Source organism: Shewanella sp. FeAMO (assembly GCF_053653955.1).
On record NZ_CM132201.1, the window covers coordinates 2626082 to 2637623 of the forward strand.

The following is an 11542-nucleotide window of genomic DNA, read 5'->3' on the forward strand; positions in this document are numbered from 1 at the left end:
CTTGGACCTTCTCCAGACACTTTTCCCTAACGCCGGGCAAAACTTCATGCCCGGCAGAAACGTCAGCGACACTGAAAACCCAACCCTTTCCACCCGTTAAACCATAAGCCTGACATGGCAGCAACTTGCAACCGAATCTTGCAACGCTGACGGCAAGGTCTGAGTATTACGAATATAAAATTTTTCATACTCATTGTTGAGAATTTGATCTGCCTCAACAAATCCCTTGGCTGAGTTTCTATAATCATCGCCGTATTAATAAGCGATGTAACTTAGCGCACTCATACAAATCACACCTTTTTGAATGCGCGGCAATGGAAAGTTAACCCTGTTAACTGTTGCCAAATCTTCACTCAGTCTTTTTAGGGACTATTGAGATGTTTATAAGTTACTCTTTTAAGCGGGCACTGCCTTGGTTGCCCTTTGGTATTATTGCCGCCAATACACTGCTGGTGCCGGTTGGCCAGGCCGATGAAGCCATGGAGATCATCGCCGTCAACGGCACCCGCTATCAGGATGATTCTGTGTTGGCCCTCAGCCATACAGGCCAGAGTCTGACGGTTATCAGCCGCGACATGATAGTGTCGGCCGGTGCGGTGGACATCAACGAAATCCTCAACCAGTTTGTGCCAGGGCTCTTTGCCAACGGTCGCAATGGCCGCCACACCGATACCGACTACTCGCTTCAGGGCAGTCGCCCTGTGGATATACTCTGGCTATTGGACGGCAACCGCCTCAATAACCGCCTCTATGGCTCCACCTATACCGACAGCATTAACCCCATGATGATAGAACGTATTGAGGTGATCAAAGGCGCTCAGGGTTTGATCTACGGCTCGGATGCCATCGCCGGAGTGGTCAACATCATCACCCGCGACAGTCATGGCGAGCAAGGTGGCGAAGTTAACTTGAGCGCCGATACCCTCACCAGCTATGATCTCGGCGCTTATGTCAGTGGCGGCAGCGATACTCTAAGCTACAGCCTCAGCGGCAGCTCCAGTCAATCGGACGGTTACGCATTCTGGGAAGATGACGAGTACTCGCCGGTAGCCGCAGAGGATAAAGACCGGGGTTATCGCATGATGAATATAGGCGGCAAGCTCAATTGGCAACCTTCTGCCCAGCACAAAATCACCCTGTTCGGCCAATACAATGATGGCGTGCTGGAGCGGCCTTTGGCCTACAGTGCCATCGTCTCGGAGAACGAGCGCAAACAGACACTGGCCTGGCTCGGTTGGCAATATCAGGCAACTGATAAGCTGAGCCTGGAGACCCGGCTTCACTATCAAAACTGGGACTCCTATTACTCTGAAATCACCCTGGAGCCGGATGGCAGCATGACTATCCCCTACCGGGATGCCTACTGGGGCTTTACCGACAAGGGCGCCAAGGTCAGCGGTCGTTATCAGGCAGATTCGGGGGACAGCTGGCTCGGCGGCATCGAGTGGCAAAGCTATTATGGCGCCGATGAAGTGATGGAGCTGCAAGCGCCCACCGACGATACCAAGGCCGCCTTTTTGCAATACAAGCCGCATTTTTCCGCCCTGCCCGGCACAGTGCTGGCGTTGGGGCTCAGGTATAACCGCCTGGCCAACAATGAAGATAAATGGGTGGCTTCACTGGGACTTGAACAGGAGCTTGGACAAAATTGGCAACTGAAAGCCGCCGTGGGCAATGGTTTTCGGCAACCCACTTCATCTGAGCTCTGGGCCAAGGTCGGTACCCTGGGCAACCCTGAACTTGAGAGTGAAGAGAGTATCAACACCAATCTGACCTTGGTCTATCAAGGCAACTTTACTTTCAGTGTCGAGGCTTACTGGCGCGAAACCGACAACCTGGTGGATAAACGGGAAATCGCCACCAATGTCTGGCAGTACGCCAACCTGGATGGCAAGGTTCGGGGTCAGGGGGTGGATATTCAATACATCATGAACCCGGCACAGGGCTGGCAACTTGAGCTATCCGGCAGTTATAACCGTGCCCGCGAGCGCGGCAAGGATCAGCAGATAGAGCGGATCCCGCAATACATGGGCTTTGCCCGCCTCAGTTGGGATGCCACTGATTCACTGAATCTTTATCTGCAGGGACGTTATGTCGGCGAGTTTACCGATTATGGCCTCAAGGCTGGCGACTATCTGCTGACAGGCATAGGCGCCGACTGGTGGTTGACCGCCAGCCAAAACCAGCAGTTAACACTGCGGATAGATAACCTGTTTGATGAGGACAACACCAGCGCTATTTTCAAACATGGGCACAAGGCCGAGTACCCTATCCCCACTCTGGGCGCACCGCGTACGGCGCAGCTAATCTACCGTTATCTGTTCTGATGTGTTGCCTTCTTTAAAAGCGAGCCGCAGCCCCGTTGGAGGCTGCGGCTTTTTCTTTCTGCTCGGCTTATTACTTGTTTTTGCTCGACTAACTCTTAGCCAGGCAAAATGATCCGCACATCCAAGCCACGTTCAGTGCCCGGTTGAATACTCAACTTACCCTTATGCAACTCGACAATTTGAGCACTGATAGACAGGCCAAGACCCGCACCGGGAACTGACTCATCGGCAATCCGGAAAAAGCGCTCAGTCAACTGCCGACACTGCTCCAATGGTAGGCCTGGTCCTGAGTCCAGCACCTGGATAACCACTTGTTTGCTCTCTTGGCGCCCCTCTTGCCAGCAACTGACTTTGATTGGCTGATCTTTGCCCGAATACTTACAGGCATTTTCCAGCAGGTTTTTCAGCACCAGTTTCATATAGAAGGGGTCGACACTGACACTCACCTCTTCCGGCAATTCCAGCTGCCAACTGTAATCGGCAATCAGCGGCAGCAGTTGATCCAGCACTTCCTGCACCATTACCGCCACCGGCGTTTGCGCCACTTCCAGCTCGGACAGGGATTCCACCCGAGACAGCAACAGCAACTGCTCTACCATATGGGTCATCTGGCCAATGCCTGTGTCTATGGCATTGAGGTGCAGCTGCTGCTCGGCCTCAGTCTTGGCCTGTTGCCAGCCCTGACGGTGCAGTTTAATGACCGCCAGCGGGGTTTTGAGTTCATGCGCCGCATCAGCGCTGAAACGCCGCTCCCGCGCCAGATTATCGCTGATGCGGGTGATATAGGTATTGAGCGCGTCCTGCACAGGTACCAACTCTTTGGGCAGTTGCAACGCCAGCGGCCGCATATCCGCAGGGCTGCGGAGTTTGAGCCGGGCCGCCAGGCTCTCAAGCGGTTGCAGCAACCAATAGGAGAGAAACACCATCAGCAACGCCACTGCCGGCACCACCAACGCCGGGCCGATAAAGCTGTTGCCCATGATCTGCTCCACCAGCTCACCGCGCACATCGTCTCTTTGGCCGGTAATGATCCATACGCCAAGATCATCGGAGAAATAGCTGAGCAGATGCCAAAGCTCACCCTGGTAATAACGCTTGTGGTAACCACGCTCAAATGGCGCCATGGGCTCAATGTCGCTGTTATCCGACCTTGCCATCAGTTGTTTGGCCGGGGTCCACATCTGATAGGCGAGTTTCAGCTCATAACTCAGCTCAGTGGCATCGGCCTGCTCAGTAAAGGTATTAACCTTGCCCGGGTTTACACTCAGGATCAGTGGGTTTTCCAACATATCCAGGCGATGATCCCGCCCCTGGGCACCATAGAACATCTCCAGCATCTTGGCACTTTGCAGCATCTGGGCATCGAACAGTTCCTCTATCTGGCGGCGAGAGTCCTGGGTGTTGAGGTAACTGCTGATACCTACCGAGAGACAGATGCCAAGCAGCATCAATGCCATCATCACCAGACGCAGGGATACCCGGCTCATTCTACTGCCACCAAGGTATAACCTATGCCGCGCACTGTCTTGATAAGCTCATTGGCGGTTTTTTTACGCAGGTGATGAATATGCACCTCGATGGAATTACTGCCAACCTCGTCCCAACCATAAGTCAGCTGCTCAAGCTGATTGCGGCTGAGCACCCTGCCACTGGACTGGGCCAGTTCAAGCAGTAATTGATATTCGCGCCGCGACACCTGAATATGATGGCCGCGAAACAGCACCTGATGAGCATCCATATCGATAACCAGTGCCCCCACTTCCAAACGGTTTTGATTCAGACCATGTTGCCGCCTGACAATCGCCTTGATTCTGGCCACCAGCTCCCGCACATCAAAGGGTTTGGCCAGATAGTCATCGGCACCGAGATCCAAGCAGGCAAGCTTGGTATCAAAGTCGGTGTTGGCGGTCAACACTATGGTCGGGGTATCTATGCCGCGGCGGCGCCATTGGGTCAGTAGTTGGCGGCCATTGCCATCAGGCAAGCCCAAATCCAGCACTATGGCACTGAAGGTTTCATTAATCACAGCCGCCTCGGCTTGTTTGATACTGGTGACGTGATCCACCTGCATATCCAACTTGGCAAGGCTAAGCAATATCCCCTGAGCCAACAACTCATTGTCTTCTATCAGCAATATTCTCATGGGTATAACATCCGGTTTAAGTTGCCCCTATTTCGCAGCAGCGGCGCGCCTCTGTCAAGCTGAAGGCAAGAATCAAGCGCCTCGGAAAAGCTCAAATGGCAGCATAGTTACAAATAGTCAAAGAGGAGGCTGCTGATTTCGGCAATCGCAACTCATTGAAGCGGTTATCTGATGACGCTGTATTCCAGCTGCTGCGCCTTGAGAAAATTTTCTGCCGCCGCGCCCTTTAACATGGCAAGGGTCGCCAACATGCCTGCCGTGATGCAGCTCGCGGCCTGAACCGTCACACTACGGGGGGCGCCCTGCACAGGGTAACCGCTGCGGGGATCCAGGATATGACCATAGCGGCGCCCCTGATGTTCAATAAAGCGGCGACTGTCACCACTGGTGGCCAATGCACCCATGTTGAGCGATATCAGCTCCGCTGCCCGGTCAAGATTGGCAGGGTCTTCAATCCCCACCTGCCAACATCTGTTACCACTGACGGCGATATCGCCACCGAGATTGACCAGCACCTCGGTGGTTGCGGCCCGGGTCATACACAGCCCGGCAACCCTATCGGCGGCATATTCTTTTACCAGGCCGCCGAAGTCCAACTCCATTGCCTCTGGCAGCATGATCCAGGGCGGCTCTGTTATTTCTTGGACGCTTTTGTCTTCGACCTTGTCGTCAAAATGGGGACTGAACTTGAGCTGTTGAAAGCCCACCCGGGACAAGGCATTTTTGATATCAGTCGAGCTCGGCAACGAAGTTTCTGACCTATTTCCCTTTTCAAAACACCAGAGCGCGAGCAGTGGGCCGGCGGTGATATCAAATAAGCCCTCACTCAGTTGCCAGCAGCGTTTGGCAAACTGCAGCAACGCCGCCGCCTCGCTGTCCAGCATAAAAGGCGCTCCGGCTGAATGATTGAGCCGCCATAGCCAGTTGCCTTCTAAAAAACGGCTGTACTTCTGCTCAAGCCTTTGGCATTCCTTGATAGCGGCTTGAGTGAGGCTGAGCGCCAAACGCTCGTCACCGCTTGCAATAAGCAGCTCGCAGGGGCTGGCCATGGCGCGAAAACGACCACGGAAACCAAAGTCGGTACGGCTAAGGCTCATCTCTGGCGCTGAGGAGTGACTCTTGGTCAAAGGCTGCTTCCCTCTACTTTCTGTTGATTAAAAGCGGTAGCTGAGCTGGGCAATCACCGCCCTGAGCCTTGGAAACAGCTGCATATTGCCAAGCTCACCGGGCAATAAGGTGCCGTTGTTTTCACTCTGCTGCTGATAATATTCCAGGCGGTAGCTGAGCTCGCGACCCTCGCCGAGCTTATGCCCGAGCTTAACTCCGACAGTATAGGCTTGCAGCTCACCAAGGCGGTGGTCTGCGCTGGCGAATTCAGCTGAATAGCCGGAGATTGAGCCCTCATTCTGGAGCAACAAGGGCCGATAAAAGGATGCCGCACTCTGGCGGTAATAGCGCAGATGCAATTGGCCATAGAAGCCATCAGAGAAATAGTGCCTGAAGTGACTTTCCAGCGTATGGGAATCCAGTTGCCAATCATCAAAAGTATAGCGCCAGGAAAGGTCCAGCACGCCCCCATTGAGCGCTCCCTTGAGCAGCAAAAACAGGCTCTGCTTTTGCCGTGAGTCCGGCCTGGATTCATAAAGGTAACTCTGGGTGACACCCAGATTGTCCACCAGGCTCAGCACCTTGTAGGGGTCAGTCTGGTACCCCTTCACCAGGGAAAAACCATAGTTGCCCTGCAGTAGCCAGCGACGGTTGAGCACCTGGGTAAAACCCAGCAGCAGATCCAGGGTATGCTTATGATCCGAGCCGCCTTCTCTACTGGCCTCAAAGGCTTGCCTGAAGGCCGTTTCCGAGTCGTAGTCCACTCTTCTTGCCATGGTTGCAAGCGGCAAAGGTCGGCCGCCGACCGCATCTATGGTATCCAGGCCATAAGCCAACGCCAGGGATGCGGTACTGTTGTTCTTGTTGAAGCTATGCTCCAGCGCGCCATTGACGCCGAGCGAAGTGTAATCATATTCTCGCGAGCCATAAACGCCGCCGGCCAGCTGCCAGTTATTTTCCAAGAGCTTGTACCAAGCAGCACTCAGTTGCAGCCGCTTATCATCAAAGCTGTCATCCAACACCTGCTCACCGGCGGCTATCTGATATTCGCCGTTGCCGGAAGGCCGGGTCAGGGTTTGGCTCTGTTGCTGCACCACAGCGCCCGTGGCCGATGCGCCGCTCAGGCTGTCGAACACCAGTTTGATATCCAGGCCGCTGCTATCATCAAATTCGCCTTTGGCCAGCAGTACCCCTTCAAGAGTCGTCACCCTGTCCTGCTCGCCGTAAAACATCAACGCGGCTTCCAACTGCCAATCGGTAGCCTTGTCGGCACTGTTCTCCGGGAAGCTGAGGTTATTGCCTGCGGCATACGTCGCACCACTGGCTAGCAGTGAGCTGCTGGCCAGTGTCAGCGCTGCGGCAATATTGGTTTCACCCTTTTGCCGCTTCAATTGCATCCGCAGCCTCCTCCGGCGAATGCGCGGCCGCCACTGGCTCCCTCTTTACTGAAGTAGATATGATCGTCCAGCGCCAAGTCCAGCCTTTCGTGTGCCAGCGACATATCCTCTCTCGCCAACTGATCCCGCTCCCAAGGTTCAACCCCGAGTTGAGCACAAGCTGTCAACCCAAGAGTGGCAATAAGCGATAAGCCCAATAAACGCATCCTACGCATCTGTTACTCCTTTAACGCACGCTTGAGTTCAGCCTCATACTGGCTTTGTCGCTCGGTGAAAAAACCAACATGGCTACCGAGCAGTTTTCCATCCCGGTCAAATAGAAAACTTGAGGGCATCCCCTGTAAATCCAGTCTGCGCGCCAGTCGCCCTTCAGGGTCATAAAGCACATCAAAGTCGGCATCCAGTTGCTGGAGAAACTCTCTACCTAATTGGGAGTCAGTGTCCAGATTCACCGCGATTATGGCGAGGTCCGTCTCTCGGTATTTGCGATGCATATGCTGCATCCATGGGAGCGATTTGCGACATGGCGCACACCACGAGGCCCAGAAGTCCAAATAAATCACCTTACCCTTGTAGTCATTGAGGCTGACTTGAGTTCCATCATCACGGCTTAACGCCAGCGCCAATGGGGACTGCAGCGTTTCTGCCTGTCCCAAACCACAAATAAGCAACATGAGTATCACAAATGACAGTTGCGACAATTTTTTGGCCTTCATCAGTTGGTTCCTTGACGTAAGCTTGCAGTCTGTGGCTGCTACTTTAAAAAAACAGCCATAAAACGGATAGATAAGGATTTTAAGTTTGCCAATCAGTAAATCTTAAATGCCCAAAAAGAGATAGTTGGACAATTTGTCCACTATTAACAATAGCCATTTTGATCCCGATCATGTAATGAAAAAGTAAACATATCAAAAATCACACCCAGACAGAAATCTTGATGCATATCAACTTTAATGAGTCAGTTGCGACCTACACTCATAGGCGTGATTTGTGTGAGTTAAAAGCTATTACATTCTTATAAATAAAAGGTTCAACCATGGACACACATGCAGCCCTTTACGAGCAAGGACGGCAACGGCTGGAGAAATTGCGTCAGCTGCCCGCCCGCCAGGACAAATCTTTACAGGAACGTATGCTGGATCACGGCCTGACCCGCCGTGACTTTATGAAGTGGAGTGCATCGGTTACCGCCATGCTGGCGTTGCCCTTGCCCTTCTCCAACCTGGTGGCCGAAGCTGCCGAACTGGCCGATCGGGTACCTCTGATTTGGTTGCATCTGGCCGAGTGCACAGGTTGCTCCGAATCTCTGGTGCGTGCCGACACGCCGAATCTGGATTCGTTGATCTTCGATCATATCTCGCTGGAATACCACGAGACCCTGATGGCTGCCGCCGGCTGGCAAGCAGAAGAGAATCTGGAGCACGCCTTGGAAGCCTACAAAGGCAACTACCTGCTGGCGGTTGAAGGGGCTGTGCCAACGGCCAACAACGGCGCCTTCTTAACGGTCGGCTGTAAGGGCCACACCGGGCTTGAAATCATCAAGCACGCCGCCGAAGGTGCTGCCGCGATAATTTCTGTGGGTACCTGTGCCTCCTTCGGCGGGGTTCAGGCGGCAGCGCCCAACCCAACCGGTGCCAAGGGCGTCCATGAAGTGGTCAACAAGACGGTCATCAACCTGGGTGGCTGCCCACCGAGTGAAAAGAATATTGTCGGCACCCTGATGTACTTCATCATGTTTGGCAAGCTCCCTGCCCTGGACATGTTCAATCGGCCCAAGTGGGCCTATGGTGCCAGGGTGCACGACAATTGCGAGCGCCGTGGCCGTTTCGACGCCGGTGAATTTGTCGAGGAATTCGGCGATACCGGTGCCAAAGAGGGCTATTGCCTCTACAAGGTAGGCTGTAAGGGCCCTTACACCTACAACAACTGCCCGACCGAGCGCTTCAATCACCATACCAGTTGGCCTGTGCTGGCCGGTCATGGCTGCATGGGCTGCTCCGAGCCCAACTTCTGGGATGACATGGCTGACTTTGAAAAACCTCTCGGCAGACAACTGCTGCATGGCCTGGATGCCACCGCCGATACCATAGGCGCTGTCATTCTCGGTGCCACTGTGGTGGGTATCGGCGCCCATGCGGTTGCCAGTCTGTTTGCCGGTTCGAAGGAGGATTAATCAATGAACCAACGTGTAGTCATAGATCCCATTACCCGTATCGAAGGCCACCTGCGTGTTGAGGTGGAAGTCGATGAAAACAATGTGGTGCAAAAAGCCTGGTCTTCCTCCACCCTGTGGCGCGGTATTGAGGTGATCCTCAAGGGCCGTACGCCTATGGATGTGGGCCTTATCGTGCAGCGGATCTGCGGTGTGTGTACCTATTCCCATTATCGCTGCGGCACCGAAGCGGTGGAAAATGCCCTCGGGATGAAAATTCCGCTCAACGCCCGCTATCTGCGCTCCTTGATGCACACTTCACTGTTTATGCACGACCATATAGTGCATTTCTATCATCTGCATGGTCTGGACTGGGTGGATGTGGTTTCCGCTCTCAGTGCCGATCCCGCCAAGGCGGCTCAAGTAGCACTCAAGTACACAGACAAGCCGATTGCCGCCGGTGAAGGTGAACTCAGGGCCGTTCAGGAGAGAGTCAAAGGCTTTGTCGAAACCGGCAAGCTTGGGCCTTTCGCCAACGCCTATTGGGGTAACGGTACTTATAAATTCACCCCAGAGCAGAACCTGATTGCCCTGTCGCACTATCTCAAGGCACTGGAAGTACAGCGGGTTGCGGCAGAGATGATGGCGATTTTCGGCGGCAAGCAGCCTCACCCTCAGTCTCTGGTGGTCGGCGGTGTTACCTCGGTGCGTGACATGCTGAGCCCGGCAAGATTACAGGAGTGGAAACAAAAACATGCCATTGTGGCTGACTTTATCGAGCGTGGTTACAAGGCCGATATCGTGATGGCGGCCGAAGCCTTCGGCGGTGAAGCCTCGGTACTGGGCGGCGTTAACATCAAGAGCTTTATGGCCACCAATGACTTTGTCACAGCCGATGGTGAATATCTGTTTGAACAAGGGGTTATCCTCAAGGGCGACCTGGCCGGTGTCAGCGATATCAACCCGGATCTGATTGCCGAAGATGTCACCCACGCCTGGTACAAGGCCGACAAGCCGCAACACCCTTACGATGGCACCACAATTCCTGATTACACCGGCTTTGTAGAGCGCGACACGGTTTACGGCAAACTGCCGACCCTGGATGGTGACAACAAATACAGCTGGGTGAAATCCCCCCGTTACCAAGGTGAACCTGTGGAAGTGGGCCCACTCGCCTGCCTGCTGGTGAACTATGCCAGAGGCAATCAAGTGGTAGTCGATGCCGTCAATGGTTTGCTGCAACGTACCGGCTTGCCGATTGAAGCCCTGTTCACCACCCTTGGCCGCACCGCGGCGCGTATGTTGCAAACCTCGATTGTGGCCAAAGAGGGATTGCGCACCTTCGACGCCCTGCTGACCAATATCCAGAGTGACGACAGCACTTATATCAAGCCTGAGCTCGACAGCAACAAAGAGTATGTCGGCCACGCCATGATTGAAGCGCCCCGCGGTATGCTCAGTCACTGGATCCGCATCAAAGGGGGACTGGTGGAAAACTATCAGGCCGTGGTGCCCACCACCTGGAACGCAGGGCCTGTGGATGCCAAGGGACAGATGGGGCCTTATGAGGCATCACTGATAGGCTTGAAACTTGAAGATCCCGCCAAGCCGCTGGAAGTGATCCGCATTATTCACTCTTTCGATCCCTGTATGGCCTGCGCCGTACACGTGATGGATTACAAGGGGCAATCCTTGGGCGAATTCCGTATCGATCCCAATGCCCGCTAAGGAGGAAGCGTCATGGCTACATCGAGTGTTTCCTATAAACAGGAGATAGTATTCAGCGCCGCGATCCGGATATTTCACTGGCTCAGAGCGCTGGCGATTTTGGTACTAGTGATGACAGGCTTTTATATCGCCTGGCCATTTCTGGTGGCGCCCGAGTCCAGTGATGTGTTGGTGCAAGGTTGGATCCGCTTTGCCCACCTGATCTTCGGCTTTATCCTCTGTGCCATTACCCTGGCCCGAGCTTATCTGTTCTTCTTCAGCAAGAGCGATATTGAGCGGCGCTCGTTTCGGGATGTGATGAGCGTGAAGAGTTGGATAGTTCAGCTCAAGTCCTATCTGTGGATGGGTAAGCTGAACAAGGCCGGCGTCTATGGCCCACTGCAATTTATGACCTATCTGGCAGTGTCTGTAATGGCTGCGGTGATCTGTATTACCGGTCTGGTACTCTATGCCAACGTCTACCATCAAGGTATGGGCGGTTGGCTGTGGGATATCTCCGGCTGGCTCACGGCGCAGATGGGTGGCCTGGCCATGGTCAGGATCTGGCACCATTATCTGACCTGGGCCTTTGTCATCTTCGTGGTTATCCACGTTTATATGGCAGTCTGGACAGGTATCCGCTTCAAACATAACTCAGTGGACTCTATTGTCTCAGGTTATGACTATCACCCGGACAAGCACTAGAGGT

The 11542-nt window shown here is 54.0% G+C and carries 10 protein-coding genes; 4 read left to right on the top strand and 6 right to left on the bottom strand.

The annotated features are described in order from the left end of the window. The first annotated feature begins 377 nt into the window (after positions 1-377). Positions 378-2327: a TonB-dependent receptor plug domain-containing protein gene (locus tag ACWAU4_RS11725; RefSeq protein WP_167715852.1), complete on the top strand. Its 1950-nt coding sequence runs from the start codon at positions 378-380 to the stop codon at positions 2325-2327. 95 nt (positions 2328-2422) lie between these two features. Here ACWAU4_RS11725 and ACWAU4_RS11730 read toward each other — a convergent pair whose 3' ends face one another. The 6 genes from ACWAU4_RS11730 to ACWAU4_RS11755 all read right to left on the bottom strand — a co-directional run bounded on the left by ACWAU4_RS11730 (position 2423) and on the right by ACWAU4_RS11755 (position 7690). Next, positions 2423-3814: an ATP-binding protein gene (locus ACWAU4_RS11730; protein WP_071238197.1), complete on the bottom strand. Its 1392-nt coding sequence runs from the start codon at positions 3812-3814 to the stop codon at positions 2423-2425. Next, the gene (locus tag ACWAU4_RS11735; RefSeq protein ID WP_025887320.1) at positions 3811-4470 is read right to left on the bottom strand and encodes a response regulator; all 660 of its coding nucleotides are present in this window, start codon (positions 4468-4470) and stop codon (positions 3811-3813) included. Before ACWAU4_RS11735 ends, ACWAU4_RS11730 begins: the two co-directional genes overlap by 4 nt. A 164-nt stretch (positions 4471-4634) precedes the next feature. Continuing rightward, positions 4635-5567, bottom strand: a complete 933-nt coding sequence (locus tag ACWAU4_RS11740) for an FAD:protein FMN transferase (RefSeq protein ID WP_243756877.1) — start codon at positions 5565-5567, stop codon at positions 4635-4637. Positions 5568-5624: 57 nt separating this feature from the next. Further along, on the bottom strand, positions 5625-6974 hold the full coding sequence (locus tag ACWAU4_RS11745; RefSeq protein ID WP_208124759.1) for a DUF3570 domain-containing protein: 1350 nt from the start codon (positions 6972-6974) through the stop codon (positions 5625-5627). Next, positions 6965-7189 carry a DUF4266 domain-containing protein gene (locus ACWAU4_RS11750; RefSeq protein WP_037436894.1) on the bottom strand — a complete coding sequence of 75 codons (225 nt, stop codon included), beginning with the start codon at positions 7187-7189 and terminating at the stop codon, positions 6965-6967. The genes ACWAU4_RS11745 and ACWAU4_RS11750 overlap by 10 nt, the downstream gene beginning before the upstream one ends. Positions 7190-7192: 3 nt before the next feature. After that, positions 7193-7690 carry a TlpA disulfide reductase family protein gene (locus ACWAU4_RS11755; protein WP_243756780.1) on the bottom strand — a complete coding sequence of 166 codons (498 nt, stop codon included), beginning with the start codon at positions 7688-7690 and terminating at the stop codon, positions 7193-7195. A 320-nt stretch (positions 7691-8010) separates the two neighbouring features. On the opposite strand from ACWAU4_RS11755, the gene hyaA reads away from it, so the two are divergent. The 3 genes from hyaA to cybH are packed head-to-tail and all read left to right on the top strand — an operon-like array spanning position 8011 to position 11538. After that, positions 8011-9147, top strand: coding sequence for a nickel-dependent hydrogenase small subunit (gene hyaA, locus ACWAU4_RS11760; protein ID WP_062793451.1), 1137 nt, complete (start codon positions 8011-8013; stop codon positions 9145-9147). Positions 9148-9150: 3 nt separating this feature from the next. After that, positions 9151-10854 (top strand): nickel-dependent hydrogenase large subunit, encoded by a 1704-nt coding sequence (gene hyaB, locus ACWAU4_RS11765; protein WP_044734538.1) that lies wholly within the window; start codon positions 9151-9153, stop codon positions 10852-10854. 12 nt (positions 10855-10866) lie between these two features. Continuing rightward, on the top strand, positions 10867-11538 hold the full coding sequence (gene cybH / locus ACWAU4_RS11770; protein ID WP_045282862.1) for a Ni/Fe-hydrogenase, b-type cytochrome subunit: 672 nt from the start codon (positions 10867-10869) through the stop codon (positions 11536-11538). The last annotated feature ends 4 nt before the right edge of the window (positions 11539-11542 follow it).

Bases quoted from the DNA above. Each gene is read 5' to 3' on its own strand.
- ACWAU4_RS11725 (WP_167715852.1), top strand. From the start codon at position 378: ATGTTTATAAGTTACTCTTTTAAGCGGGCACTGCCTTGGTTGCCCTTT.
- ACWAU4_RS11730 (WP_071238197.1), bottom strand. From the start codon at position 3,814: ATGAGCCGGGTATCCCTGCGTCTGGTGATGATGGCATTGATGCTGCTT.
- ACWAU4_RS11735 (WP_025887320.1), bottom strand. From the start codon at position 4,470: ATGAGAATATTGCTGATAGAAGACAATGAGTTGTTGGCTCAGGGGATA.
- ACWAU4_RS11740 (WP_243756877.1), bottom strand. From the start codon at position 5,567: ATGAGCCTTAGCCGTACCGACTTTGGTTTCCGTGGTCGTTTTCGCGCC.
- ACWAU4_RS11745 (WP_208124759.1), bottom strand. From the start codon at position 6,974: ATGCAATTGAAGCGGCAAAAGGGTGAAACCAATATTGCCGCAGCGCTG.
- ACWAU4_RS11750 (WP_037436894.1), bottom strand. From the start codon at position 7,189: ATGCGTAGGATGCGTTTATTGGGCTTATCGCTTATTGCCACTCTTGGG.
- ACWAU4_RS11755 (WP_243756780.1), bottom strand. From the start codon at position 7,690: ATGAAGGCCAAAAAATTGTCGCAACTGTCATTTGTGATACTCATGTTG.
- hyaA (WP_062793451.1), top strand. From the start codon at position 8,011: ATGGACACACATGCAGCCCTTTACGAGCAAGGACGGCAACGGCTGGAG.
- hyaB (WP_044734538.1), top strand. From the start codon at position 9,151: ATGAACCAACGTGTAGTCATAGATCCCATTACCCGTATCGAAGGCCAC.
- cybH (WP_045282862.1), top strand. From the start codon at position 10,867: ATGGCTACATCGAGTGTTTCCTATAAACAGGAGATAGTATTCAGCGCC.